The following is a 25271-nucleotide window of genomic DNA, read 5'->3' as shown; positions in this document are numbered from 1 at the left end:
CCGCGCGGGAAAGGTTGATGCTGTGCTTTCCCAACCTAAGCGAGTGCGGCATAAAATTTGGTAAACCCGGGTCGAGTTTCGTGATGACGGCAACAAAGAGTTGCAAATCAATAGAAAAAAGGCACCGGCTTTCGCCGATGCCTTGTCCTCATCGCTGAGCATCAATCGAGCTTAGCGCGTCAGGCGCTTGTAAGCCTGGCTGCCGGGGTTCAGCGCATCCGGGCCAAGACGACGGATCTTGTCCTGCTCGTAGTCTTCGAAGTTGCCTTCGAACCATTCCACATGACCGTCGCCTTCGAAGGCGAGGATGTGCGTGGCCAGACGGTCGAGGAACATGCGATCGTGGCTGATGATGATGGCGCAGCCGGCGAAGGCTTCCAGCGCGCTTTCCAGCGCACCGAGCGTTTCGGTATCGAGGTCGTTGGTCGGTTCGTCGAGGAGAAGAACGTTGCCGCCGGCCTTCAGCATCTTGGCAAGGTGAACGCGGTTGCGCTGACCACCGGAGAGATTGCCGACCTTCTGCTGCTGATCGCCGCCCTTGAAGTTGAAGGCGCCGCAATAAGCTCTGCTGTTCATGTCGAACTTGCCGAGCTTGATGATTTCCGCACCGCCGGAAATTTCTTCCCAGACGGTCTTGTCGGCATCGAGAGCATCGCGGCTCTGGTCGACATAGCCGAGATGAACCGTTTCACCGATGCGGATCGAACCGGCATCCGGCTTTTCCTGGCCGGTGATCATCTTGAAGAGCGTCGACTTACCGGCACCGTTCGGGCCGATGATGCCGACGATGCCACCTGGCGGCAGCTTGATCGACAGATCGTTGATCAGCGTGCGGCCTTCGAAGCCCTTCTTGACGCCTTCGAGCTCGACGACGACCTGACCGAGACGTTCGGAAACAGGGATAATGATCTGCGCATCGCCGGGACGAATGTTTTCAGCCGCATCGACCAGCTGTTCGTAGGCCTTGATACGTGCCTTGGACTTCGCCTGACGGGCCTTCGGGCTGGATGCAATCCACTCCTGTTCGCGCGACAGCGACTTCTGGCGACCGGCTTCTTCACGCGCTTCCTGCTGCATGCGCTTGGCCTTGGCCATCAGATATGCGGAGTAGTTGCCTTCATAAGGAATGCCGCGGCCACGGTCGAGCTCGAGGATCCAGCCCGTGACGTTGTCGAGGAAGTAGCGATCGTGGGTGATCATCATGACGGCGCCCGGATAGTCGCGCAGATGCTTTTCGAGCCAGGCGATCGTTTCAGCGTCGAGGTGGTTGGTCGGTTCGTCGAGCAGCAGCAGGTCTGGCTGCGACAGCAGCAGACGGCAAAGCGCGATACGACGACGCTCACCGCCCGAAAGAACGGTCACGTCGGAATCCTTGGGCGGGCAGCGCAGCGCTTCCATCGCCATTTCGACCTGCTGTTCAAGGTCCCACAGGTTCTGGCTGTCGATGATGTCCTGGAGCTTGGCGCCTTCATCGGCGGTCTCGTCGGAATAGTTCATCATCAATTCGTTGTAGCGGTCGAGCACGGCCTGCTTGTCGGCAACGCCTTCCATGACGTTTTCGAAGGCGTTCTTGTTGGGATCGAGCTTCGGCTCCTGTTCCAGATAGCCGACAGTCGCGCCTTCGGCCAGCCACGCTTCGCCCGTGAATTCCTTGTCCTGACCGGCAATGATGCGCAGAACGGTGGACTTACCGGCACCGTTGGGCCCGAGAATACCGATCTTGGCATCCGGGTAGAAGGAGAGGTTCACGTTCTCGAGAATCTTCTTCGCGCCATAGGACTTGTTCAGCCCGGACATGTGATAGATGAATTGGCGTGCCATTGTAGCGAATGCTCCGCGTCGGATGTGAAAATTCGGATTGGGAAATTTGCCGCTATGTAAGGTAAACGGGGCTGAGGAGCAACCTCTTGGCCAATAATAAGCAAGTGGAAGAGCGCATGGGCGACGATCTGATGTTCGGCAAAATCGAGCGGCTGGAAAGCTCATCCGGCGCCACGCTCGCCTATCGCCATGAACCTGCCAGAGGCGAACCGCAAGGTGTTCTGATGATCTGCCACGGGCTTGTCGATCATGCCGGGCGTTATCGCCACTTCGCCGATTTCATGGCCGATCACGGCTTCGAGGTCTATGCGCATGACCACCGCGGCCATGGGCGCACACGCTCGGCGGACGCACCGATTGGCCGCTTCGCTCCCAAGGATGGGCTCTACAAGGTCGCCGAAGACGTGATCGCCATGCGCGATCTGGTCGAGCAACGCCATCCAGGCCTCCCCGTCATTCTCTTCGGTCACTCGATGGGCGGGTTGATCGCACTCAACACCGCCGTCAGCCACCCGGATCGTTTCGACGCTCTCTCCATCTGGAACTCCAACCTCAACACCGGCGTGATGGGCCGCATTGCGCAAGCCGTTCTGCGCATCGAAAAAATGCTGAAGGGCTCCGACGTGCCGTCCGCCGTTCTGCCAAAGGCCACCTTCCGCATCTGGAATGCGCGCATGCCGGAAAAGCGCACCACAGCCGACTGGCTGAGCCATGACAAAACGGCCGTCGATGCCTATGTGGGCGATCCGCTCTGCCAGTTCGAGGCCAGTGTTTCGCTGTGGCAGGATGTCTTCGACATGTCCTACCGCGGCCCGAAACTGATCCAGCGCTTGTCCAAGCAGCTTCCCATCCTGCTCGTCAGTGGTGACCAGGACGCCGCGACCAATAATGGCCGGGAAATTCGCTGGCTGGCGGAGAAATTCCGCAATGCCGGCTTCTCGGATGTGGAAGACACGATCTACAAAGGCATGCGCCACGAGACGCTGAACGAGATCGGCTGGGAAAAGCCTGCTACGGATTTTGCAGCTTGGGCTGCAAGAGTGACAACGGGCAAGAACAGCGTCGTTTCCCAAACGGAATAAGGCCATGAGATAAATTCACATGCGCGCCTCAACCCGCCCGTTTATAAGGCTTGGGAAAGCGCAAGGTAACTCATGGTCGAACCGTCATCCTCGAAAGAGCCGCCCCTGAAGGGCATTCGTGTCATCGAACTTGCCCGCGTTCTGGCAGGCCCATGGGCGGGCCAGATGCTTGCCGATATGGGTGCCGATGTTATCAAGGTGGAAAGCCCGGATGGTGGCGACGATACGCGCGCATGGGGACCGCCCTTCGTCGAAGGCCAGGATGGCGACAACCTCTCGGCCGCCTATTATCACTCGACCAATCGCGGCAAACGCTCCATCACCGTCGATCTTAAGACAGAGGAAGGTCGGCAGATCGTGCGGCGCCTGGTCAAGACCGCCGACGTGGTGATCGAGAACTTCAAACGCGGCGGGTTGGAGAAATATGGCCTGGATTACCAGAGCCTTCGCGCACTGAACCCGAAGCTGATCTACTGCTCCATTACCGGTTTCGGCCAGACGGGACCATATGCGGATTTTGCCGGTTACGATTACATCGTCCAGGGCATGTCCGGCTTCATGTCGATCACTGGCGAACCGGACGGCCAGCCGATGAAGGCGGGCGTGGCCGTTGCCGATATCTTCACCGGCATCTATTCCGTCACCGCCATTCAGGCAGCCCTGATCCACACCCTCAGAACCGGCCAGGGTCAGCACATCGATATGGCGCTGCTGGACGTGCAGTCCGCCGTGCTCGCCAATCAGAACATGAACTACCTGATCTCGAGCAAGCCGCCCGTCAGGCTCGGCAATGCGCACCCGAACATCTCCCCCTATGAGGTGGTGCCGACAGCCGATGGCTTCCTCATTCTTGCCGTCGGCAATGACGGTCAGTTCAAGCGCCTCTGCAAGATCCTCGGCATCGAGGCGATTGCCGATGACGAGCGCTACGCCACCAACAAAGCGCGCGTGGCGCACAAGCTGGACGTCCGGCAGATCGTTTCCACCGAGACGCTGAAATGGATGAAGCGGGATCTTCTGACCGCCTGCGAGAGCAATGCGGTTCCGGCAGGCCCGATCAACTCGATCGAGGAAATGTTTGCCGATCCGCATGTTCAGGCACGCGGTCTTCGCATCGATCTGGAAGCCGCCGATGGCACGGTCATCCCCGGCGTCCGCACGCCGATCGTGCTCTCGGAAACGCCGCTGCGCTACACCCGTCCAAGCCCGCGCCTTGGAGAACATCAGGCCGAAGTTCTGGCCGAACTTGACGATATCGAAAGGAACATCGCGCAATGACGACTTTGGGAAAGAGAACCGGCGGGCAGCTGATTGTCGAGGCGCTGAAAGCCAATGGCGTATCGCGCGTCTCCTGCGTGCCGGGCGAAAGCTATCTGGCGGTTCTGGACGCGCTCTATGAAAGCGGCATCGAGACCGTCGTCTGCCGCCAGGAAGGTGGCGCCGCAATGATGGCCGACACCTGGGGCCGCCTGACCGGCGAACCCGGCATCTGCATGGTCACACGCGGTCCAGGCGCCACCAATGCGTCCGCCGGCCTGCATGTCGCAAGACAGGATTCGATCCCGATGATCCTCTTCATCGGCCAGGTGCAGCGCGACGCACGCGAACGCGAAGCCTTCCAGGAAGTCGAATATCGCCGCGCCTTCACCGAATTTGCCAAATGGGTCGGCGAGATCGACGATGCCCGCCGTATCCCCGAATTCGTCACGCGGGCCTTTGCGGTGGCAACATCCGGCCGCCCCGGCCCCGTGGTGTTGACGCTGCCGGAAGATATGCTGGTGGAAGAGGTCGAGGCCCCGGGAGCCAAAGCCTATACGCCGGTCGAAAACCATCCCGGCCCCAGGCAGATGGCGAAGCTCGGCGAATTGCTGGCCAACGCAAAGCGTCCGATCTTCATCCTCGGCGGCACGCGCTGGTCGGAAGAGGCCGTTGCCTCCTTCAAGCACTTTGCCGAAAGCCTGAACGTGCCGGTTGGCTGCTCCTTCCGCCGCCAGATGCTCTTCGATCACACGAGTTCGTCTTACGCCGGCGATGTCGGCATCGGCATCAATCCGGCGCTATCGAAGGAGATCAAGGAGTCCGATCTCATCGTGCTTGTCGGCGCCCGCATGTCAGAAATGCCGTCCTCCGGCTACACCATGCTGGACATCCCCTACCCGTCTCAGACGCTGGTGCATGTCTTCCCAGAGGCCGAGGAGCTCGGCCGCATCTATCGCCCGGATCTCGCCATCTGCGCCGCGCCAGAGGACTTCGTTGACGCTCTGGCAGAGCTCAAAATGGATGCAGACCCAGCCTGGGCAGAACGCACCTCTGCCATGCACGAGGCCTATCTGAAATGGTCCACACCACCCAAGACCGGTCCCGGCAACGTGCAGATGGGGCCGATCATGAACTGGATCGAGACCAATGTCCCCGAAGATGCAATCTTCACCAATGGCGCCGGCAACTACGCCACATGGGTCCACCGCTTCCATCGTTTCCGCCGCTTCAACACACAAGCCGCCCCAACCTCCGGCTCCATGGGCTATGGCCTGCCCGCAGCCGTTGCGGCAAAACACCTCTTTCCGGAGCGCGAAGTCATCTGCTTTGCGGGTGATGGCTGCTTCATGATGCACGGACAGGAATTTATCACCGCAGTGCGCTACGGCCTGCCGATCATCACTGTGCTCGTCAACAACGGCACCTATGGCACGATCCGTATGCACCAGGAGCGGGAATATCCCGGCCGCGTCAGCGCCACCGATCTCGTCAATCCGGACTTCGTCGCCTATGCCCAAGCCTTCGGCGGACATGGGGAGTTGGTGGAGAAGACCGAAGACTTCGGTCCTGCCTTCGAGCGCGCACGCGCCAGCGGCAAAGCGGCCATCATCGAAATCAAGCTCGACGCAGAAGCCATTACCCCTGCCCGCACTCTGACGCAGATCAGGAACAAGAGCTGAAGTCGCAGACATTCCTCTCTTCCCTCAGTCCTGTCTCCGTGACAGAAATCAGGCTGAAGCGCGTGAGCGCGATAAAGTAGACCCGCCAGTCCGGTATCCCGGGCTGGCTTGATCTCTTTGACGAGCAGGAATGAGGAACGACAGACTGCCATGCACAACAGCAAAATCCCGGTCATCACACCCCGCAATGCCAAGATCGAAGCTTCAGCCGGTGTTCCCTTCGAAGCCATCCGGGTGGCACGCGATGTGCTGCTGACATCACGAACCTGCGGTCTGGCAACTCTCGATCCCGCAAGTGGCTACCCCTACAATACCGCCACCAACATCGCCGTCGAGCCGGATGGAACGCCCTTCTTCTTCGCCGCCCGTCTGGCACTTCATGCGCGCAACATCGAGGCCGATCCCCGCATCTCGCTGGTGCTGGCTCCCTTCAACAAGGGCGACGCCCTTACCTTGCCCCGTCTGACATTGGTCGGCAGGGCGGAACTGATGAGCGACGCGGAAACACCAATCGCCAAGGCGCGCTATATCGCACGCTATCCCAAGGCGAAGCTCTACCTCGGTTTGCCGGACACCCAGCTTTACCGGATGAGGATCGACGGCGTGCAAATCAATGGCGGCCCTGCGCGCAACGCCAGCAACATCACCGCCGACGACCTGCGCACGGATCTGACCGGCGCAGACAGTTTGATCGCTGCGGTTGGCGACGAGATTTCCCGCATCAACGCGATCAAGGGCGAAGCCTCACGGCTCGCCGTCATGGCCGGTAGGAAGCCCGGGGCATGGAAGGTCACCTCGATCGATCCTGACGGCGTCAATCTGGCCTCGTCACAGGATCTGGCAAGACTGTGGTTTGCCGAGCGGGTCACCGACTTGAATCAACTTGCCAAGGCACTGACTCAATCTGCGAAGTGATCGCGGTAAGAGATTCGGTTTAAACGATTTTTCGGCTTCACATATTCGCCGCAACAAAAAGCCGGCCCAATGGACCGGCTTTCAAAACATCTATAGCCTGACGATCAGATTGCGGCAGTGACGATGAATTCGACCTTGTAGTCCGGCGTTGCCAGGGCTGCTTCGCTGGTGGCGCGCGCCGGTGGGTTGGCCGGGTCGATCCAGCCTTCCCAGACGGCGTTCATCTCACCGAATGTGGACATGTCGGAGAGGTAGATGATCGTCTGCAGAATCTTCGACTTGTCGGAGCCTGCCAGAGCCAGCAGGCGATCGACTTCAGCCAGCGCGGACTTGCTCTGTTCGGTCACGGAGGTGCCTTCGCCGACCTGGCCTGCGAGGTAGACGGTGTTGCCGTGAACGACGGCGCCGCTCATGCGCTTGCCGGGTTCGATACGCTTGATGCTCATGGAAATACTCCTGTTTGGTAGGCTTTAGATAAACGGCGCAGAATCAACCGCGCAGATGATGAGTCTTTTCGTAAATCGCGGTGGAGCGCGCACCGGAACGGCAATAGCCGAGCATCGGGCGCTGCAATTCGTCCAGCGCATCCACCATGCCGCTAACCGCATCCGGATCGACGCCGAAGCGACCGACCGGCACATGCATGATCGTCAGGCCGAGCTCTTCAGCCCGTTCGGCGATATCGGCAAAACGCGGCTGGCCTTCTTCCTCGTCATCAGGACGGTGACAAACGATGGATTTGAAACCGAGCGCCTTCACCTCATCGAGATCGGCCACGCTGATCTGGCCGGTTACGGAGTAATCGTCATCGATGCGTCTGATATCCATCTTCTATCCTCCGAAGGTGACGGCATTGCGGGACCCAAAGCCCCGCCATTTCGCAAAATCCGTATCCGATGTAAGGGGTTGGGCCGAATGCGTCAATGACAGGCTTTTTCAATTAAACAGCCGTTTAGAGAATAGAAAAGCGCAAACCATAGCTGCGGCTCTCACCTGGCTGCAGTATGTTGAACTCGCCTGCTCTTTCCAACTCGAACCGGTCCACCCAGCGATGTGAGGCCGGCTCTATGCCAAGCACATTAGCCGGCGCCTTCTGGTTTCGCCACATCTGTAGATAGGGCAATGTGTTAGTACGAAACGAGACTTTCAGGCGCCGCCCACCAATGGATGCCATCGGCCCAAGCGTCAGCGATGCCCAGCCATTTTCTCCTTGCGCCGGCACACAAAAGACGCTGCCCGGCTCGTCTCCGAAGCGCCACCCGAAACCACCGCCGTCAAAGGACGCGCCCTCAAGCCGCACCGCACCGTCGAACAGCTTTGCGGCAACGTTCATGTGATACATGAGGAATGTCGGACGGGCATGATCGCTGGTATTGGTCACCCGGTCCTCAAGGCTCACCTCACCGCTTGCCCTATTGATTCGCCAGGCCCGCTCCAGGAGCGCTGTCCCGCCGTCAGCGAGCGAGACAGGAACCTGTGCTGCTGCTTCGGCATTACCATCCGAAAAGGACCAGCGCGTCATCTCGGCCGGATGAGAGGAGAAGGAGCCATGCAGGGGAAACTTCCGCCCGCTCGCATCACCCGGAATGAGCTGCGGATGACGGATATGGTCTGGACCACAGGTGAACAGAAACCCTTCGAGCGAATGATCGATGCGCGGGTCGCCATCGTCCGGAATGGCGCGCTCGGGCGCGATGTTCACACCATCGACGATGCAGGGGCCGATATCGAGAACGGAGGTCTCGTCAAGGAAAATGGACGGCGACTTTCCGGCTTTGAACTCTTTCATCAGCGGCTTCTCCCACGCATGTCTACGGCGCCTTCGAATGAGGCTTGTCCCGCGCGAATACGTAATAACTGTGATGCTATTGACGCAAGTTCACGCAAAAGCGATCGCAAGGGCCAGAAATTAAGATTGCATTAACCGCGAATTCACCTTTTTCACAATAGGGTCAAGATTACCGTGTGTTTATTGGGACTAACCCAAGGGATCGCAAGAACGTGAAACTTTTTCTTAACGCCGTGTTCTGTCTGGCAGTCGCAGCATCGCCGGTGCTTGCACCGTCGCACGCCTCCGCACAGCAGCGCTATGTCACTCAGGAACAGGGCGTCCTGGTTGCGCCAGACGGCACCGTTCTCGACTATCTGCCGAACCCGAATGATGTGGTCATCAGCCGTGACCGCATGGGCCGCACCGTCTATTACGACCGCTATGGCAACCTCGTCGGCACGCAGATGCCGGGCGGCGCTCAACAGCAGCGGCAGGCTCCGCGCGACCCTTACCAGGCGCAGCGAGATCCCTACTACAGCGAACCCGACACCTATTATCCGCCGCCGCCCGGCCGGTACCGCGAACCTGAACAGCCCCGCCGAAGCTACGGCTATCAGGAGAATCAGCGCTCTCAACAGGGTAACGGCCAGTACCGCGACTACCGCGAGTTTCGCAATGATGGCATCGGCGACGATGTCTATACCGGCTCTGTCGAGCCCCAGCGCGGCGATGTCGAAAGCGGCCCTCTGAGCCAGCCGATGCCGGGCGAAAGCACGACAGCCGCCGTGCCACAGCCGGACCATCTGATCGAGCGTAACCAGCCAGTCACCGCACCGGTCAATCGCTCGCGCCAGGAAATCGTCGCTCTTCAAGTCTTTCTCGACCGCGAGGGCATTTCGCCCGGCGTCATCGATGGCAAGATGGGCGACAACGTCAACAAGGCCATTTCCGCCTGGCAGGAGATGACCGGGGAGCGGCTGGATCCGAACAACACCGACGACATTCTCGAGCGTCTTCGTAACAGCGGCGGCATGGCGATCGTCGACTACACGATCACCGCGGCCGATGCGGCAGGCCCTTATGTCGCTTCTATCCCGGATGACTATGCCGCCAAGGCTGAGCTTCCCGCCATGTCCTACACGTCCACCACAGAAGCGCTGGCCGAGCGATTCCACATGGACGAGACCTATCTGAAGGAACTCAACCCCGGTGTTGATTTCACCGTTCCCGGCACGATCATCAAGGTCGCCAATCCAGGCGAGCCGAAGAAGGGCCAGGTGGCGCGCATCGTGGCGCATAAGGGCATCAAGCAGGTTTTCGCTTACGACGAGGGGGGCACGCTGATCGCCGCCTACCCGGCGACCATCGGGTCTTCGGACACGCCGTCCCCAAGCGGCACCCACACGGTGGAGCGTATCGCGCTCAATCCGGGCTATACCTATAACCCGAAGATCAACTTCCAGCAGGGGCAGAACACCCAGATCCTGCAGATCCCGCCAGGGCCGAACGGCCCCGTAGGGACGGTATGGATCGCGCTGTCCAAACCCACCTACGGCATCCATGGGACGCCGGAACCATCCAAGATCGGCAAGACCAACAGCCATGGCTGTATCCGCCTGACCAACTGGGACGCCACGGAGCTTGCCAAGATGGTCCGCCCCGGTGTCGTGGTCGAATTTGCCGAATAGTATCCGTTCCCTTTGAACAGAAATCCCCGACCAGGTCATGGCCGGGGATTTTTCGTTTGAGCGGTTTGTTTGACTCAGCAGATGATCAAGAGCAGCCGAAGCCTCAGCCCACTCTCACTGCCCGCTGTTCACTTCTGCGCTCTGTCAGAAAGAAGCCGAGAGCCATGACCGGCAGGGCAAAACCCAGCCAGGATGCCGCTGTCCACTGTCCGTGGGAATAGGCCCAGCCGCCAAGCGCCGATCCGACCGCACCACCCATGAAGAAGGTTGCCATGAAGACGCCGTTGAGGCGGCTGCGGAACTCTGCGCCGAGCGCAAATATGGCACGCTGGCTCAGCACCAGATTGGTGGTGACGGCAAAGTCCAGGATGATGGCGGCGACGACGAGCAGCGCCAGAGACAGATTTGATCCTTCCGGTGCGATATGGGTGACGAGGAAAGACGTCGCAGCAGTGATGAGCGCAAAGAGCGTTGCCCCCCATGTCCAGCCGCGATCCGCGACGCGTCCGGCGATGGGAGCCGCAATCGCACCAGCCGCACCCGCTAAGGCAAAGAGCGCAATTTGCCCCTGCGTCAGTTGGAAAGCCGGGCCGCTCAGATAAAGCGGCGTGGTCGTCCAGAACAGGCTGAAGGCGCCAAACATCGCTGCCTGATAAGCTGACCGCCGCTGCAGGATCGGTGTCGTGCGCGCAAGCTCCGCCATGGATGCCAGAAGCGCGCGATAGGGCAGCTTCGCGTCCGGCATGCGCCGTGGCAGCTGCCGGTAGAGCACCATCGCCAGAATACCCATCGCTACAGCAGAGACCAGGAAGACGCCACGCCAGGAAACAAACTCCGAGAGAACACTGGAGACCGGGCGCGCCAGCATGATGCCGACCATCAAGCCGCTCATGACATTGCCGACGACCCGTCCGCGGATCGCAGCCGGCGTCATATGCGCGGCGAACGGCACGATCATCTGTACCGCCACCGAACTGACGCCGACGAGGAACATTGCAAACAGAAAGGGCCCGGCATGCGGCGCAAGCGCCGCGGCAATCAGAGCCAGAACCGCAGTCGCAACGGTGCCGACGATCAGCTTGCGATTTTCCACCAGATCGCCGAGCGGCACGACGAACAGAAGGCCAAGACCATAGCCGATTTGGGTCAGCGTCACGATCAATCCAGTCGCTGCCGCTGATAGGCCGAGTTCAGGGCCGATCACGCCTGCCAAGGGCTGCGCATAATAGATGTTCGCTGCCACGAGCCCACAGGCACTCGCCAGCAAGAAGATCATGGCGGACGACATCGTCTCTGCCGCCGCTTCATTCGTGTCGACAGCTTTTAAAGCCATAACGTCACTCCAAATTAGGAAACAATCATTTCCAAATTAAACAAAAGATCAATCGAAAATGCGCATGGCGGCATCGACGACCGAAGACATATCCTCCCGTGAGGGGCCGGTCTTGCCGACTACCCGCATTCCATACAGCAGGCAGAGTGCCGTCTTGGCCAGAACGTCCGCATCGCCCCGACCCGTAACAGAGCCATCCGTCTGCCCTTCCCGCACAAGGCGGGCCAGTATCTTCTCGCGCGCCTCGATGGCGCTCCTCACCACGCGCGCCACATCGGCATCCAGCGACGCCAGATCGGCGGCAGCCCCGACGATCAGGCAGCCCTGCTCACCCGATGAGCCCGCCGAGTTGCCGGCATAAAACTCCATTGCCGCCCTCAGCCTTTCGCGCCCATTTTCACCGGCCTGCACCTTGGCCTCGAACCGCTTCGTCTGCACCAGCTTATAGCGCTCGACCGCAGCGATGTAGATATCCTTCTTGTCCTTGAACGCCTTGTAGAGACTGCCCTGCGTCAGTTCCATCGCCTCCGTCAGATCGCCCACCGAGGTCGCATGGAAACCACGCTCAGAAAATACGCCAATTGCCCTGTCGATGGCGGTATCGACATCGAACTCGCGCGGTCGGCCGCGCTGACGATTGGGTAAAGCTGAGGACGCAATCTCTGTCATGGATCGAAATATAGGAAATGGTCGCTTCCAAATCAAGCAAAAGTTTTCAGCCTTCGTCATGGAATGGCCTCCTCACAGAGAATTCCCCTTGTCAAAAAGGCCACAGAATGTTCCCGATTTGGGAATTTTCTTGCCCGAGCGTGCCCTTTGTGTTACGTGTTGATGCATGCAGATCATCGCCAAATCAACGTTGAAGGCCTTTTGGGAGCAACAATCTCAAGCTGAAACGCCGCTGAGAACTTGGCATGCGATTGTCAGCAAAGCTGACTGGACTGGCCCCTCGGACGTAAAGGCCGCATTTGGTGTTCCGGTCGATTTTGTTTCGGACAACAGGATCATATTCGACATCGCGGGAAACAAATATCGACTGATCGTGCATGTTGCGTATGCGTATAAACGGGTCCTGATAAAGTTCATCGGCACCCACAAGGAATATGACAAGATCAACCCGGAGACAGTGTAATGGATAACATTCGCGCCATCAGGAACAATCATGACCTCGCATGGGCCATTGCCGAGGTCTCACCCTACTTCGATAATCCGCCGGAACGGGGAACGCCTGAAGGGGAACGCTTCGATATTCTGGCGGCTCTCATAGAAGCCTATGAAGATACGCACTACCCGATCGATGCGCCTGAACCGGTGGAGTTAATAAGGTCGCATATGGAGATGACCGGCCGGACACAGTCGGATCTCGGCGCGCTTTTCGGCTCCCGCTCTCGCGCATCTGAAGTGCTGAACAAGAAGCGCGCCCTGACCGTAGACATGATCTATAAGCTTCATAAGGAATGGGGCATTCCCGCAGATTGTCTGGTGAAGCCCTATCATCTCGCAGCCCAGCAAAGGGACGTGGCGTAAGTCAGAGTACCCCCGTTGTCGTGGAAGCGATCATAACAGGGGCACGGCAAACCAGGACGGTGAGCGCCCTAGCTTGCATCGCAGTTGCCTATCATGCAGCCCTGCGGCCGAACCTGAAATCCCGGCCAGAACGAACGACACGTGCCGGGAGAAGAGCCAGCACCTCGGCCGCGAAGAGGCGCACATTCTCCAGCGCCTTGTCGACATTGCTGACCTTCTGACAGTCCAGCGCGGCAATCGTGCCGCCGTGGTCGAAGATGTCGCGGAAGGCAGCACGTTCGGCAATCGGTGTGTTGAGCACACGCACGTTGCGGCTTTCGAGCAGCATCTTCACCTGAAGCAGCGCACGCGTGCTGACCATGGCGTTGACGCGCGTCAGCACGACGGAATGATCGATCTTTCGGCCCATCTTCGCGTCGAGAAATGCCATATGGTCAAGCACCTCCGCTGCACCGCGGGCGTCCATGGCGGAACCCTGCACGGGGATCAGAACATGATCTGAAATGCCGAGCGCCATCGTCAAGAGCGGGCTTTTGGTGCCAGGCAGATCGATGATGAAACAGTCGGTGTTGGACCGGTTCTCACGAATATGGCCTTCCAGCGAGGCCATCGTCACGTTTGATATGACACTGAGATTGTTGATCGAGCCGGAGATTTCAAACCAGTGCGAAATCCAAAGCTGCGGGTCGGCATCGAGAACGGTGACGCGGTGGCCTGTGCGGGCCAGTTCGGTTGCGAGCAGAAGAACCGCGGTGGTCTTGCCGGCCCCACCCTTTGTGTTGGCGAATGTGATGACTGTCATGGTGACCCCGAGATGTCAGAGCCTTGGTAATGCGATGCTCTGGAATGCACCGAAGCATGGTGCTTGATAGAGTGTTAACCAATATGGTTAACAAATTGAAAACACCTCTGAAGCAGCACGACGTCATCCTGGGTCGATACCGGTGACAAGGGTCAGTCGCCGCGGCGCGCAGCCTCGATCGTCGCCACATCGATTTTCTTCATCGTCATCATCGCCGCGAAGGCACGCTTGGCCTCCCCTCCGCCTGCAGCCAACGCTTCGAGCAGCGTGCGCGGCGTGATCTGCCAGGAAATACCCCACCGGTCCTTGCACCAACCGCACTCGCTTTCCTGCCCGCCATTGCCAACGATGGCGTTCCAGTAGCGGTCGGTCTCCGCCTGATCCTCGGTTGATATTTGGAAGGAAAACGCTTCGCTGTGCTTGAAGGTCGGGCCGCCATTCAGGCCGATGCAGGGGATGCCAGCGACGGTGAATTCCACCACCAGAACGTCACCCTGGCTGCCACTCGGATAATCGCCGGGCGCACGCGTAACCGCGCCAACCGAACTGTCCGGAAAAGTCTCGGCATAGAACCGTGCCGCAGCCTCGGCGTATTTGTCGTACCAGATGCAGATCGTATTCTTGCTCATGATCCTTCCTCCCGTGGAGAAAGGATCATAGCGCGTTTATAAGAATATGGCGATATTGGAGGATGGAGCCTGCACTTTGGGATCGGCCGGAAATGGACAAGGCGGGACGCGTGACGTGCCGCCTCCATCGATCAGAAACAATCCTCGAACAATGCCTTGGTGTTCTCCAGCGTCATCTCGACCGGGTTACCACCGCAGCTTGGATCCTTGATCGCCTCAGCTGTCAGCTCGTCAATACGATCCGGCTTGATGCCCATGGCCGTGAGGTTCTCAGGCACGCCAAGCTCCTTGCGAAGCTCCAGCACGTAATCGTAGAATCCATCGAACCCACTTTCGATCCCGAGATAGGCAGCCGCACGCGCGATCTTGTCTTCGATCGCCGGACGGTTGAAGCGCAGCACGGCAGGCATCACCACAGCGTTGGTCATGCCGTGATGGGTGTTGTAGACGGCACCAATGGGATGCGACAGCGAATGAATCGCGCCGAGACCCTTTTGGAAGGAGACAGCACCCATGGCGGCTGCCGTCATCATATTGGTGCGCGCTTCGATATCCGTGCCGTCCTTGTAAGCCCGAGGCAGGAACTCCTTGATCAGCCGCATGCCTTCCAGGGCAATACCCTGGCTCATCGGGTGATAGAAAGGCGACGAATAGGCTTCCAGGCAATGGGCAAAAGCATCCATTCCAGTGCCCGCGGTGATGACCTTCGGCATGCCGACGGTCAGTTCCGGATCGCAGATGACGACGCCCGGCAGGAATTTCGGATGGAAGATGATTTTCTTCACATGGGTCTTGGAGTTGGTAATGACGCTGGCGCGTCCCACTTCAGAACCCGTTCCAGCCGTCGTCGGCACCGCCACGATCGGTGCAATCCCATCGGAATTGGCACGCGTCCACCAGTCGCCGACATCTTCAAAGTCCCAGACCGGCCGCGTCTGCCCCGCCATGAAGGCGACAGCCTTGCCGAGATCGAGACCCGATCCGCCGCCGAAGGCCACGACGCCATCGTGACCGCCATCCTTGAAGGCCTTCACACCCGCCTCGAGATTGATCTCGTTCGGGTTCGGATCGACGTCGGAGAAGATCGCGCGGCCAAGTCCAGCCTCGTCAAGAATATCCAGCGCATGGCCGGTGATCGCCATGCCGGCAAGACCGCGATCCGTCACCAGAAGCGGCTTCTTGATGCCGAGCGTCTTGCAGGCATCCGCCAGTTCCTTGATGCGGCCACGCCCGAGCTTGATGGGGGTCGGATAGCTCCAGTTTGCGACGATGTTCATTTCGTGACTTTCTTCAGATGGTATGATTTTGGACGAGTCAGGTTCTGGAAGCCGATGACGGAGAGCGAACCGCCGCGTCCGGTTTCCTTGACGCCTGTCCAGCAGAGCGCCGGATCGAGATAATCCGCACGGTTCATGAAGACGGTGCCCGTTTCGATCTCGCGGCCGATGCGCCCTGCCCGTCCGGCATCCTGGGTCCACAGCGAGGCGGTCAGGCCGTATCTGCTGTCGTTCATCAGCCGGATGGCTTCCTCGTCATTCTTCACCTTCATGATGCCGACCGCTGGGCCAAAGGTCTCTTCCGTCATGAACTCCATGGAGTGATCGACATCGATCAGCACCTGCGGCGCAACATAGGCACTCTCGCCGTCGTCAGCGGCGAAGAGCTTCGGATCGACGAGCGCCTTGGCGCCCTTCGCAACAGCGTCAGCCACCTGTTGGCGCACCGCCTTGGCGAAACGCTTGTTGGCCATCGGGCCTAGCGTCGTTTCCTGCTCCAGCGGGTTGCCAAGCTTGTAGTTGGACACCCAGGCCACGGACTTTTCGACAAAGGCATCATAGAGCGCTTCGTTGACATAGATGCGCTCGATGCCGCAGCAGCACTGGCCGGAATTATAGGTCGCCCCATCCATCAGCGTATCGACCGCCGCATCGAGGTCGGCATCTTCCATGACATAGCCTGGGTCCTTGCCGCCAAGCTCCAGTCCAAGACCGGTAAAGGTGCCAGCCGCCGCGCGCTCGATGGCGCGCCCGCCTTCCACCGATCCGGTGAAATTGACGAAGTTGAACAGCCCTTCTGAGATCAGTGCAGACGTTGTCTGGTGATCGAGGAAGACATTCACAAACACATCATCGGGAACACCCGCCTCGACAAAAGCGCGCACCATGCGCTCGCCGACGAGAAGCGTCTGCGCTGCATGTTTGATGACGACGGTGTTGCCGGCCATAAGCGCTGGCGCCACAGTGTTGATCGCCGTCATATAGGGATAATTCCACGGCGCGATGACGAAGACCACACCATGCGCTTCGCGCTCGATGCGGCGTTCGAAATTGCCGCTATCCTCGACAACGAGCGGCGCGAGCGCGTCGGCGGCAATCGAGGCGACGTAGTTGGAACGTTCGTTGAAGCCCTTGAACTCCCCACCATAGCGAACCGGACGGCCCATCATGTGGGCCAGTTCCGGCACCACCTCATCCACCATCTCATTGAGGCGCGCCACGCCCTTCAAAACCAGTTGAACGCGTTCTTCCAAAGGACGGCGTGCCCACGCTTTTTGCGCAGCCCGCGCCTTCAACACGGCGCCGCGCGCCGCATCCAGCGACATCGCCTCCCGTTCGGCATAGACCGAGCCGTCGATCGGCGAGATATTCTGGATCATGACCATGATATGTTCCTAGCCTGTTATGCTCTTTCGAAACCGCGCGCGACTTCCCAGTCGGTCACGCGGCGATCATATTCTTCCTGTTCCCACTTTGCAGCACGCACATAGTGGTCGATCACGTCGTCCCCGAAAGCCCCGCGCAGCATGGCGGAACCGTTCAGGTGATCCGTGGCGTCGCGAAGCGTTTTCGGGATCTCCCGAACTTCCTTGCCGCCATAGGCGTCGCCGACGAATTGCGGCTCAAGTTCCATCTTCTTCTCGATGCCGTCAATGCCGGCCGCAAGCAGTGCGGCCATGGCAAGATGCGGATTGAGATCGGAGCCGCCCACACGGCACTCGATGCGGATGCCCTTGGTGCCGTCGCCGCACAGACGATAGCCGGCCGTACGGTTGTCCATGCTCCAGACCGCCTTGGTCGGCGCAAATGTGCCGGCCATGTAACGCTTGTAGGAGTTGATATACGGCGCAAGGAAATAGGTGATCTCGCTGGCATGCGCCAGAAGCCCCGCCACATAATGCTTCATCATCTCAGACATGCCGTGATCGGCGTCCTTATCGAAGAACTTCGATGTCTTGCCATCCAGGCTCCAGAGAGACTGGTGAATGTGCGAGGAACTGCCAGCGGCGCTATAGTTCCACTTGGCAAGGAAGGTCACGGACTTGCCTTTGGACCAGGCGATCTCCTTGGTGGCATTCTTGATGATGGCATGGCGGTCAGCCATCGTCAGTGCGTCGGCGTAGCGCACGTTGATTTCTTCCTGTCCGGCGGAAGCTTCTCCCTTGGTGTTTTCCACCGGAATGCCAGCCCCTTGCAGACCGTTGCGGATGGCGCGCATCACCTCTTCTTCCTTCGTGGTCTGGAAGATGTGGTAATCCTCATTGTAGGCGCTGGCCGGATTGAGGTTGCGATAGCCGCTGGCACGTACCGACTCGAAACTCTGGTCGAAGAGGAAAAACTCAAGCTCGCTTGCCATATAGGCTTTCAGCCCCATGGCCTCGAGCCGGGCCACCTGGCTTTTCAGCATCGCACGCGGCGAATGCGGCACTTCGGCATGGGTGTGATGATCATAGGCATCGCAGATAACCAGCGCTGTTCCTTCCAGCCAAGGCACCCGACGCAGCGTCGCCATGTCCGGCTTCAGCGTGTAGTCACCGTAGCCTTTCTCCCAGCTCGTGGCTCTATAACCGGGAACGGTCTCCATCTCCATGTCGGTGGCGAGCAGATAGTTACAGCAATGCGTTTCATCATACGCACTCTCGACAAAGAATTGCCCCTGGAACCGCTTGCCCATCAGGCGACCCTGCATATCCACGAGGCACGCCAGAACCGTGTCGATGCGCCCTTCGGCGACATCCTTCTTCAACTCGTCGAATGTGTAGGTCGTCATGATCTCGTTGTTCCCTATGTTGGTTTTTGTCAAAGGGCGGCCCTAATAGCGCCGCCCTTCTCTTTTTGATCGTCAGGCTTTCGCGGCAGACGCTTTGAGTGCGGCTTGCTTGTGCTCCATCGCAAACTCCTCCTCCGGCGAGAGGATAAGGCGATGGCGACCGATGATGGCGAAATAGGCGATCGCCACGGCAAACCAGATCGCCACCCACAACACGCCCTTGGTGAAGTTCGGGTCCTGCACCTGATAAAGCAGTGTCACGACGGCGATGATGATGGTGAGCACCGCCCCTGGCACGCCAAGTGGCGAACGGAACGGCCGTTCGATATGCGGCAGGTTTTTGCGCAGCAGAATGAAGGAGATCGCCTGCATGATGTAGGAGAACATCGCGCCGAACACGGCCATGTTCAGCAACACGCTGCCGATGATGCTGCCTCCCTGCTCCGCACCGAGTGCGAACCAGATGATCATCATGACGCCCAAGCCGACGATCGCACCCGTGAGCATGGCGACATGCGGTGTCTTGAACTTGGAGTGGGTGATGGACAATGCTGTCGGGAAATAGCCGGCGCGAGAGAGTGAATAGATCTGCCGCCCCTGTGCATAAAGGATGGTATGGAAGCTGGCGATGAGGCCGGTCAAAGCCACCAGACCCAGCAACACCACGCCGCTATCGCCATAGACGGCCTTGAAGCCATCCAGCAGCGGCTCCAGCGCCGAACTGAGGTGGAATGCGCCGACGCCCGGAAGCGATGGATTAAGCAGCACGATCATGAAGGCGGACACCATCAGCGTGATGATGCCAAGAATGATGCCCTTCGGCATGTCGCGCTTGGGATCGACCGACTCTTCGGCTGCCAGCGGCAACTGTTCGATCGCCAGGAACAGCCAGACGGCAAATGGAAGTGTCGCCAGAACGCCGGAAATGCCGAACGGGAAGAAGGAGCCATTGCCCTCCGGCAGTTCGACCGCCTTGCCATCCGGTCCGACGCCGATATTCAGCGCCCAGCGGGAGAAATCGATGTTGGGAATGGCGCTGATCCAGAAAAACACCAGAACGCCGAGCGAGATCAGCGTGATGACCAATGTCACCTTGAAGGAGAGCTCAAGCCCGAAGACGTTGAGCGCCAGGAAGATGATGTAGAACAACACCCACAGAAGCGGCGAATAGGCTGGATCGAGCCCGAGGATGGAATTCACATAGGCCGTGATGAAAGTGACGATGACGGCGGGGGTCAGAACATATTCGACATTCTCGCAGAGCCCGGTAATGAAGCCGCCCCAGGGTCCCATCGCAGTACGCGCAAAAGAGTAAGCCGCACCGGTGTGCGGCAGCGCCGGGCTCATTTCCGCAATGGAAAAGGTCAGGCCCAGATACATGATGGCGATGATAATACCCGCCACCAGCATGCCGCCCCAACCGCCGGTCGCAAAGCCGAAATTCCAGCCGGAAAAATGTCCGGAAATGACGGCGCCGACGCCGAGCGCCCACAGCGACCAGACGCCCGCGTAACGCGATAGTCCACGCTTTTCGAAATAGGATGCGTCTGCCTTTTTATAGCTGACGCCGGATGATGAACTGTCCATGCCTTGTCTCTCCTGATCAAGAAAAAAGCAGGCAGTCAGCCGGATTGGCCGATTTTGCCCCAGTTCGGCTGGCGGGACCTTCCCACCGGCCGCATGCATCTGCTGTTCCCTATCCCGTCTGGCGCGCACCATTTTTGGCGTTCTGGACCACACGGCACATTATCTTCGGCAGGGTAACCTGCCGACATGCAAGTCTAGTCTCCTATGCTGGCAAGCGCTCTTTCGAGGCTTTCACCCAAATAGTCGGCGGCGGCACGCTGTCCCGCCTCGTCCGCGATGAGATCGTTGCGAACTTCGATCATGACATTCAACAGACCCTCCGGCAGCGCGTGCAGACGAAGCGTGTGGGTTACGCCGTCTTCCGGCCCGTAGGGCTCATTGCGCTCAACCTTGAAAGAGGCCGCTTCCCGGTCGGCGAGCATCGCATCGGCCAGACGCGAGTCCCTGTCGTGCAGGATGCCGATTTCCACCTCGCGCACCCGCCCGTGATAGACCGGCGTAAAACTGTGAATGGTCACGATGACGCTCTCGATGCCGAGGATCTTCCGCTTTTCCACGAGGCTGGACACGGCTTCATGGAACGGGACGTAAAGGGCAGCAGTTCGGAGAAACCGTTCGGCCTCATCCACGTCTGCGTTGCCCGGAATGTCATAGATCTCGCTTACGACCGGCATGGCGGAGGCCGATTCCGGCGGACGATTGCAGTCATAGATCAGTCGTGAAAAACGTTGAAAGACGAGCGTCGCATCGAGCTTCTCGGAAAGAAGACGCGCCACCGCAAGCGCGCCGGGGTCCCAGGCGATATGGCTCGACAAGACATCCTCGGTCAGACCGAGATCGCCATAACGGGCGGGAAGCGTTTTCGAGGCGTGCTCGCAGACGAGCAGCACCCGGCTTTTCCCCGTTTCGTTTTCCACCGCGACTGCGTCACCTTCGTCGGCGTGGAAAAATTGCGAACGAACCGTCATGGTCGTACCCCATCTGGTTTTGCCGTTCCCCAACGACGCGAAGAGAATTCTTCACATATCCCGAAGTGTCAAATGGATTTTTGAAATTTTCTCTTCATTTTTCCGATTGACTCCGGCGTAGCTGCGTATCTTAATCTTGCGCAAAACCCGGTGACAAAACCGGAAAAGGGGAAGAATTTGAGCAACACGTCGTCTGCGACGGTGTCGGAGGTCATCCAGACCCACTATGAGGGTTTGACGCGCGCCGAAAGGCAGCTCGCGGAGAGCCTGCTCGCGAACTACCCCGTATCCGGTCTCGGCAGTATCACCACCGTTGCGGAAAATGCCGGCGTCTCCACCCCGACCGTTGCCCGCATGGTGCAAAAGCTCGGCTACAAGGGTTACCCTGAATTTCAGGCAAGCCTTCACCAGGAGCTGGAAGCCACCATTTCCAACCCGATTGCCAAGCATGACAGATGGGCAAGCAACGCGCCGGGCTTGCATATCCTCAATCGCTTCGCCGCTGCCATCACCAACAATCTGCGCGACACGCTGAGCGATCTGGACACGGCCGATTTCGACAATGCGGCCGCATTGCTTTCGGACCGGAAGCGCGGCATCTATTTCGTCGGCGGGCGCATCACCGGCGCGATTGCGGAATATTTCTTCACCCATATGCAGGTCATTCGCCCGAAGACGGCGTTGATGTCGTCCAACTCCAGCTCATGGCCGCAATATATGCTGAACATGAGCGCCGGAGACGTGCTGGTGATCTTCGATATCCGTCGCTACGAGCAGGATATGGTGACGCTGGCCCAGGTGGCGCATGACAACGATGTCAGCATTCTTCTGTTCACCGACCAGTGGACATCGCCTGTCTCCCGCTTTGCCAAACACACCTTCCGAGTGAAGATCGAAGCGCCATCCGCATGGGACAGCTCCGTCGTCACGCTCTTCGTCGTCGAAGCGTTGATCGAGGCGGTGCAGAGCAATGGATGGGACGAGACCCGCCAGCGCATGAACGCGCTTGAGGGCCTTTTCGAACAGACACGCCTGTTCAGAAAACCCGATCGAGGGTGACAAGCCGGACGATCGAAACCGACTGAGGGACAAAAGGGAGAAGACGCAAGCAGAACGACAAATGTCGCACACACCGCAACATGACAAAAAAGTGACGTAATGATGGCGAGGAGGCCCAAACGGGGCTAGCGTGACCGCGATGAGCACCCTTACAACCGTCACATCACATTCATGCAAGCCACGTACAGCGTCCGCCGACGCATGAGACACGAAGAGGAGAACCAAAGTGATCTCGCACAGCCGCCGACTGCTTTCGCTTACCACCGCAATCGTGCTTGCCACCACGGCAATCGCCACGGCAGCACCAAGCGAAGAACTCATCGCAGCTGCCAAGAAAGAAGGCATGCTGACGACCATCGCCCTGCCGCACGACTGGTGTGGATACGGCGACGTCATCGCGTCTTTCAAGGCTAAGTACCCGGAAATTCAGGTAAACGAGCTGAACCCAGACGCGGGCTCGGCCGACGAAATCGAAGCCATCAAGGCCAACAAGGACAACAAGGGCCCGCAGGCGCCTGACGTGATCGACGTTGGTCTGGCCTTCGGTCCGCAGGCAAAGAAGGAAGGCCTTCTGCAGCCTTACAAGGTCTCCACCTGGGACGAAATTCCAGACAACGTCAAGGATGCCGAAGGCTACTGGTACGGCGACTATTACGGCGTCATGTCCTTCTTCGTGAACAAGGACCTCGTCAGCAATTCGCCGAAGGACTGGTCTGATCTTCTGAAGCCAGAATATGCCGGCCAGGTTGCGCTTGCTGGCGACCCACGCGCCTCCAACCAGGCGATCCTCGGCGTTCTCGCCGCTGGCCTCTCCACGGGCGCCAAGGACGGCAAGGAAGCTGGCGAAGCCGGTCTGAAGTACTTCGCCGACCTCAACAAGGCTGGCAACTTCGTCCCCGTCATCGGCAAGGCCGGTACGCTGGCACAGGGTGCGACGCCAATCGTGATTGCCTGGGACTACAACGCTCTCGGCTGGGCAAAGACGCTGAACGGCAACCCGCCGACGGAAGTCGTCGTTCCTGAAAAGGGCGTTCTGGCTGGCGTCTACGTGCAGGGCATCTCTGCCTATGCACCGCATCCGAATGCTGCGAAGCTGTGGATGGAGCACCTCTACTCCGACGACGGTCAGCTCGGCTGGCTCAAGGGCTTCTGCCATCCGATCCGCTTCAATGCCATGGCCAAGGCGAACAAGATCCCGAAGGACCTTCTCGACGCCCTGCCGCCTCCGGCAGCCTATGAAAAGGCCACCTTCCCGACGCTGGAAGATGTCGATGCCAACAAGGCAGCGGTTACCGGCGGCTGGGACAAGGTTGTCGGCGCGAACGTCAAGTAAGACGTAAAGACCAATGGCTGCCCCGGCATGAAAACTCCGGGGCGGCCTGCTGCACATAAAGAACGAGACCGCGATGATCGCGGCATTGGGGACAGCATGTCATCAGCAGATACTGGCACAGCACTGCCGGTGAAACGGCGCTATCGGCCGAAGCTCGAATGGCTCGGCATTTTGCCTTTCGCCATTTTTGTCCTGCTTTTCCTGATCATGCCGACGATGAAGATCGTCATCGGCGCGTTTCAGAGCCCGGACGGCAGCTTCACCTTTGACAACATCATCGGGCTTTTCACGCCCTCCATTCTCGCGGCCTACTGGATATCGATCAAGATCAGCGTTGCCTCGGCAGCTCTCGGCTGTCTGATTGGCTTTGCCGTGGCCTCCGCCGTCGTGCTGGGCGGCTTGCCGCAGAAAATACGTGCGCCGCTTTTGACCTTTTCTGGTGTTGCCTCGCAATTTGCTGGCGTGCCGCTCGCCTTCGCCTTCATTGCCACACTCGGCCCGGTCGGCCTCGTGACGCTGTTCCTCAAGACCCAGCTCGGCATCGACCTGCGCGTGATGGGCTTCAATATTCTGTCCTTTTGGGGCCTGACGATTACCTACCTGTTCTTTCAGATCCCGCTGATGATCCTCATCATCACGCCGGCCCTCGACGGTCTTAAGCGCGAATGGCGCGAGGCGGCCGAAATTCTCGGCGCCAGCGGCTGGCAATATTGGCGCATGGTGGCGTTTCCCATCCTGCTGCCATCGATCCTTGGCACCTTCTCGCTCCTCTTCGCCAACGCCTTCGGCGCCGTCGCAACCGCGATTGCGCTCACCGGCTCCTCGCTCAACATCGTTCCGATCCTGCTCTTCGCCCAGATTCGTGGTGACGTTCTCGGCAACCCCAATCTTGGCTATGCGCTGGCCTTCGGCATGATCATCGTCACCTGTATCGCCAACACGCTGTACATCTGGATGCGCACGCGCAGTGAGAGGTGGCTGAAATGAAGCGGATTTTTGCCTGGGGCGCCCTCCTCTTCGGCATCCTATATTTTGCCCTGCCGCTGATCGGCATGACCAACTTCTCGTTGAAGATGCGGCGCGGCGTATACTCCTTCGATGCCTATGCCGTGGTATTGAGCGATCCGCGCTTTCAGGAGACCTTCACCTACTCGGTCATCATGGCGCTCGTCACCATCGTCTTCGGCGTGCTGCTTGTGGTGCCAACCGCCTATTGGGTGCGGCTGAAACTGCCGACGCTGCGCCCCGTGATCGAATTCATCACGCTGTTGCCACTCGTCATCCCCGCCATCGTCATCGTCTTCGGCTATATCCGCCTTTACAACACCTCGAGCTGGCTGCCTCTGACGGGTACGACCTCCGGTACCAACCTGCTGTTGATGTTCGGTTACACGACGCTTGCGCTGCCTTATATGTACCGCGCCGTCGATACGGGTCTGCGTACCATCGATATCGGCACGCTGACGGAAGCGGCGCAAAGCCTTGGCGCCGGCTGGACGACCATTCTTGCCCGCATCATCCTGCCGAACGTCCTTGTCGCCGTCCTATCTGGCGCCTTCCTGACCTTTGCCATCGTCATCGGTGAGTTTACCATGGCGGCGCTTTTGAACCGACCGGCCTTCGGCCCCTACATGCAGCTTCTCGGCGCGAACCGTGCTTACGAGCCTGCTGCCCTTGCCGTGATTTCATTCGGCATCACCTGGGGTTGCCTCGGTCTCATCCAACTCGTCTCCCGCTACCAGAAGGGCGCGCCTCCCAAGGCCTGAGGAT

The 25271-nt window shown here is 59.2% G+C and carries 24 protein-coding genes; 11 read left to right on the top strand and 13 right to left on the bottom strand.

Annotated elements, in window-relative coordinates; all coding sequences use genetic code 11:
* Nucleotides 1–171 precede the first annotated feature (171 nt).
* Nucleotides 172–1821 (bottom strand): energy-dependent translational throttle protein EttA, encoded by a 1650-nt coding sequence (ettA, locus tag AC07U5_RS05795; protein ID WP_062426497.1) that lies wholly within the window; start codon nucleotides 1819–1821, stop codon nucleotides 172–174.
* A 116-nt stretch (nucleotides 1822–1937) separates the two neighbouring features.
* Here ettA and AC07U5_RS05790 point away from each other — a divergent pair, with 116 nt between their 5' ends.
* The 4 genes from AC07U5_RS05790 (at nucleotide 1938) to AC07U5_RS05775 (ending at nucleotide 6757) form a co-directional block, all read left to right on the top strand.
* Complete coding sequence (locus AC07U5_RS05790; protein WP_494723261.1) at nucleotides 1938–2903, top strand: alpha/beta hydrolase; 966 nt, start codon at nucleotides 1938–1940, stop codon at nucleotides 2901–2903.
* A gap of 72 nt (nucleotides 2904–2975) precedes the next feature.
* Nucleotides 2976–4181, top strand: a complete 1206-nt coding sequence (gene caiB, locus AC07U5_RS05785) for a succinate--glutarate CoA-transferase (RefSeq protein WP_494722520.1) — start codon at nucleotides 2976–2978, stop codon at nucleotides 4179–4181.
* A complete protein-coding gene (locus AC07U5_RS05780; RefSeq protein ID WP_494722519.1) occupies nucleotides 4178–5842 on the top strand; it encodes a thiamine pyrophosphate-binding protein in 1665 nt (554 codons plus the stop codon). Before caiB ends, AC07U5_RS05780 begins: the two co-directional genes overlap by 4 nt.
* 150 nt (nucleotides 5843–5992) lie before the next feature.
* Entirely contained in the window at nucleotides 5993–6757 is a 765-nt protein-coding gene (locus tag AC07U5_RS05775) for a HugZ family pyridoxamine 5'-phosphate oxidase (RefSeq protein WP_494722518.1), read from the top strand.
* A 104-nt stretch (nucleotides 6758–6861) separates the two neighbouring features.
* On the opposite strand, the gene AC07U5_RS05770 is transcribed toward AC07U5_RS05775, so the two are convergent.
* The 3 genes from AC07U5_RS05770 to AC07U5_RS05760 all read right to left on the bottom strand — a co-directional run bounded on the left by AC07U5_RS05770 (nucleotide 6862) and on the right by AC07U5_RS05760 (nucleotide 8546).
* Nucleotides 6862–7203: a RidA family protein gene (locus AC07U5_RS05770; RefSeq protein WP_062440491.1), complete on the bottom strand. Its 342-nt coding sequence runs from the start codon at nucleotides 7201–7203 to the stop codon at nucleotides 6862–6864.
* Between the two features lie 43 nt (nucleotides 7204–7246).
* Nucleotides 7247–7585 carry a protein tyrosine phosphatase family protein gene (locus AC07U5_RS05765; RefSeq protein ID WP_062426491.1) on the bottom strand — a complete coding sequence of 113 codons (339 nt, stop codon included), beginning with the start codon at nucleotides 7583–7585 and terminating at the stop codon, nucleotides 7247–7249.
* 124 nt (nucleotides 7586–7709) lie between these two features.
* Nucleotides 7710–8546, bottom strand: coding sequence for a DUF4432 family protein (locus AC07U5_RS05760; protein ID WP_494722517.1), 837 nt, complete (start codon nucleotides 8544–8546; stop codon nucleotides 7710–7712).
* Between the two features lie 212 nt (nucleotides 8547–8758).
* On the opposite strand from AC07U5_RS05760, the gene AC07U5_RS05755 reads away from it, so the two are divergent.
* Entirely contained in the window at nucleotides 8759–10216 is a 1458-nt protein-coding gene (locus AC07U5_RS05755; protein ID WP_112360240.1) for a L,D-transpeptidase family protein, read from the top strand.
* A 103-nt stretch (nucleotides 10217–10319) separates the two neighbouring features.
* Here the strand turns inward: AC07U5_RS05755 and AC07U5_RS05750 are convergent, their stop codons facing one another.
* Nucleotides 10320–11549 carry an MFS transporter gene (locus tag AC07U5_RS05750; protein WP_116492191.1) on the bottom strand — a complete coding sequence of 410 codons (1230 nt, stop codon included), beginning with the start codon at nucleotides 11547–11549 and terminating at the stop codon, nucleotides 10320–10322.
* Between the two features lie 48 nt (nucleotides 11550–11597).
* The gene (locus AC07U5_RS05745) at nucleotides 11598–12218 is read right to left on the bottom strand and encodes a TetR/AcrR family transcriptional regulator (RefSeq protein ID WP_494722516.1); all 621 of its coding nucleotides are present in this window, start codon (nucleotides 12216–12218) and stop codon (nucleotides 11598–11600) included.
* 166 nt (nucleotides 12219–12384) lie between these two features.
* Between AC07U5_RS05745 and AC07U5_RS05740 the strand changes: the two genes are divergently transcribed.
* Nucleotides 12385–12681, top strand: a complete 297-nt coding sequence (locus AC07U5_RS05740) for a type II toxin-antitoxin system HigB family toxin (protein ID WP_494722515.1) — start codon at nucleotides 12385–12387, stop codon at nucleotides 12679–12681.
* Complete coding sequence (locus AC07U5_RS05735; protein WP_494722514.1) at nucleotides 12681–13076, top strand: helix-turn-helix domain-containing protein; 396 nt, start codon at nucleotides 12681–12683, stop codon at nucleotides 13074–13076. Before AC07U5_RS05740 ends, AC07U5_RS05735 begins: the two co-directional genes overlap by 1 nt.
* A gap of 91 nt (nucleotides 13077–13167) precedes the next feature.
* Here the strand turns inward: AC07U5_RS05735 and AC07U5_RS05730 are convergent, their stop codons facing one another.
* From AC07U5_RS05730 to AC07U5_RS05700, 7 genes are all read right to left on the bottom strand, one after another.
* Nucleotides 13168–13878: a ParA family protein gene (locus AC07U5_RS05730; protein WP_112521410.1), complete on the bottom strand. Its 711-nt coding sequence runs from the start codon at nucleotides 13876–13878 to the stop codon at nucleotides 13168–13170.
* A gap of 152 nt (nucleotides 13879–14030) precedes the next feature.
* Nucleotides 14031–14507, bottom strand: a complete 477-nt coding sequence (locus AC07U5_RS05725; RefSeq protein ID WP_112521408.1) for a VOC family protein — start codon at nucleotides 14505–14507, stop codon at nucleotides 14031–14033.
* Nucleotides 14508–14638: 131 nt separating this feature from the next.
* On the bottom strand, nucleotides 14639–15784 hold the full coding sequence (locus AC07U5_RS05720; RefSeq protein ID WP_062426484.1) for an iron-containing alcohol dehydrogenase: 1146 nt from the start codon (nucleotides 15782–15784) through the stop codon (nucleotides 14639–14641).
* A complete protein-coding gene (locus AC07U5_RS05715) occupies nucleotides 15781–17169 on the bottom strand; it encodes an aldehyde dehydrogenase family protein (RefSeq protein WP_494722513.1) in 1389 nt (462 codons plus the stop codon). Before AC07U5_RS05715 ends, AC07U5_RS05720 begins: the two co-directional genes overlap by 4 nt.
* Nucleotides 17170–17186: 17 nt before the next feature.
* Complete coding sequence (locus AC07U5_RS05710; protein WP_062426482.1) at nucleotides 17187–18554, bottom strand: glutamine synthetase family protein; 1368 nt, start codon at nucleotides 18552–18554, stop codon at nucleotides 17187–17189.
* Nucleotides 18555–18626: 72 nt separating this feature from the next.
* Nucleotides 18627–20141, bottom strand: coding sequence for an amino acid permease (locus AC07U5_RS05705; protein ID WP_112360340.1), 1515 nt, complete (start codon nucleotides 20139–20141; stop codon nucleotides 18627–18629).
* A gap of 194 nt (nucleotides 20142–20335) precedes the next feature.
* Complete coding sequence (locus tag AC07U5_RS05700; RefSeq protein WP_443276429.1) at nucleotides 20336–21109, bottom strand: N-formylglutamate amidohydrolase; 774 nt, start codon at nucleotides 21107–21109, stop codon at nucleotides 20336–20338.
* A gap of 177 nt (nucleotides 21110–21286) precedes the next feature.
* On the opposite strand from AC07U5_RS05700, the gene AC07U5_RS05695 reads away from it, so the two are divergent.
* From AC07U5_RS05695 to AC07U5_RS05680, 4 genes are all read left to right on the top strand, one after another.
* Complete coding sequence (locus tag AC07U5_RS05695; RefSeq protein WP_062426480.1) at nucleotides 21287–22168, top strand: MurR/RpiR family transcriptional regulator; 882 nt, start codon at nucleotides 21287–21289, stop codon at nucleotides 22166–22168.
* 226 nt (nucleotides 22169–22394) lie between these two features.
* Nucleotides 22395–23501, top strand: a complete 1107-nt coding sequence (locus AC07U5_RS05690) for an ABC transporter substrate-binding protein (RefSeq protein ID WP_443276427.1) — start codon at nucleotides 22395–22397, stop codon at nucleotides 23499–23501.
* A gap of 96 nt (nucleotides 23502–23597) precedes the next feature.
* Complete coding sequence (locus tag AC07U5_RS05685) at nucleotides 23598–24488, top strand: ABC transporter permease (RefSeq protein ID WP_062426478.1); 891 nt, start codon at nucleotides 23598–23600, stop codon at nucleotides 24486–24488.
* Entirely contained in the window at nucleotides 24485–25267 is a 783-nt protein-coding gene (locus tag AC07U5_RS05680; protein WP_062426477.1) for an ABC transporter permease, read from the top strand. Before AC07U5_RS05685 ends, AC07U5_RS05680 begins: the two co-directional genes overlap by 4 nt.
* Nucleotides 25268–25271: the final 4 nt, after the last annotated feature.

The sequence above is a fragment of the Agrobacterium sp. GW821-FHT02D03 genome (genome assembly GCF_059421725.1).
This window is presented reverse-complemented; position numbering and strand designations above follow the sequence as displayed.

What these genes read in the sequence shown, in the direction of transcription:
- AC07U5_RS05680 (WP_062426477.1), top strand. Translation starts at nt 24,485, where the DNA reads ATGAAGCGGATTTTTGCCTGGGGCGCCCTCCTCTTCGGCATCCTATAT.
- AC07U5_RS05730 (WP_112521410.1), bottom strand. Translation starts at nt 13,878, where the DNA reads ATGACAGTCATCACATTCGCCAACACAAAGGGTGGGGCCGGCAAGACC.
- AC07U5_RS05765 (WP_062426491.1), bottom strand. Translation starts at nt 7,585, where the DNA reads ATGGATATCAGACGCATCGATGACGATTACTCCGTAACCGGCCAGATC.
- AC07U5_RS05745 (WP_494722516.1), bottom strand. Translation starts at nt 12,218, where the DNA reads ATGACAGAGATTGCGTCCTCAGCTTTACCCAATCGTCAGCGCGGCCGA.
- AC07U5_RS05760 (WP_494722517.1), bottom strand. Translation starts at nt 8,546, where the DNA reads ATGAAAGAGTTCAAAGCCGGAAAGTCGCCGTCCATTTTCCTTGACGAG.
- AC07U5_RS05735 (WP_494722514.1), top strand. Translation starts at nt 12,681, where the DNA reads ATGGATAACATTCGCGCCATCAGGAACAATCATGACCTCGCATGGGCC.
- AC07U5_RS05725 (WP_112521408.1), bottom strand. Translation starts at nt 14,507, where the DNA reads ATGAGCAAGAATACGATCTGCATCTGGTACGACAAATACGCCGAGGCT.
- AC07U5_RS05790 (WP_494723261.1), top strand. Translation starts at nt 1,938, where the DNA reads ATGGGCGACGATCTGATGTTCGGCAAAATCGAGCGGCTGGAAAGCTCA.
- AC07U5_RS05685 (WP_062426478.1), top strand. Translation starts at nt 23,598, where the DNA reads ATGTCATCAGCAGATACTGGCACAGCACTGCCGGTGAAACGGCGCTAT.
- AC07U5_RS05780 (WP_494722519.1), top strand. Translation starts at nt 4,178, where the DNA reads ATGACGACTTTGGGAAAGAGAACCGGCGGGCAGCTGATTGTCGAGGCG.
- AC07U5_RS05715 (WP_494722513.1), bottom strand. Translation starts at nt 17,169, where the DNA reads ATGGTCATGATCCAGAATATCTCGCCGATCGACGGCTCGGTCTATGCC.
- AC07U5_RS05700 (WP_443276429.1), bottom strand. Translation starts at nt 21,109, where the DNA reads ATGACGGTTCGTTCGCAATTTTTCCACGCCGACGAAGGTGACGCAGTC.
- AC07U5_RS05770 (WP_062440491.1), bottom strand. Translation starts at nt 7,203, where the DNA reads ATGAGCATCAAGCGTATCGAACCCGGCAAGCGCATGAGCGGCGCCGTC.
- caiB (WP_494722520.1), top strand. Translation starts at nt 2,976, where the DNA reads ATGGTCGAACCGTCATCCTCGAAAGAGCCGCCCCTGAAGGGCATTCGT.
- AC07U5_RS05775 (WP_494722518.1), top strand. Translation starts at nt 5,993, where the DNA reads ATGCACAACAGCAAAATCCCGGTCATCACACCCCGCAATGCCAAGATC.
- AC07U5_RS05720 (WP_062426484.1), bottom strand. Translation starts at nt 15,784, where the DNA reads ATGAACATCGTCGCAAACTGGAGCTATCCGACCCCCATCAAGCTCGGG.
- AC07U5_RS05750 (WP_116492191.1), bottom strand. Translation starts at nt 11,549, where the DNA reads ATGGCTTTAAAAGCTGTCGACACGAATGAAGCGGCGGCAGAGACGATG.
- AC07U5_RS05740 (WP_494722515.1), top strand. Translation starts at nt 12,385, where the DNA reads ATGCAGATCATCGCCAAATCAACGTTGAAGGCCTTTTGGGAGCAACAA.
- ettA (WP_062426497.1), bottom strand. Translation starts at nt 1,821, where the DNA reads ATGGCACGCCAATTCATCTATCACATGTCCGGGCTGAACAAGTCCTAT.
- AC07U5_RS05705 (WP_112360340.1), bottom strand. Translation starts at nt 20,141, where the DNA reads ATGGACAGTTCATCATCCGGCGTCAGCTATAAAAAGGCAGACGCATCC.
- AC07U5_RS05710 (WP_062426482.1), bottom strand. Translation starts at nt 18,554, where the DNA reads ATGACGACCTACACATTCGACGAGTTGAAGAAGGATGTCGCCGAAGGG.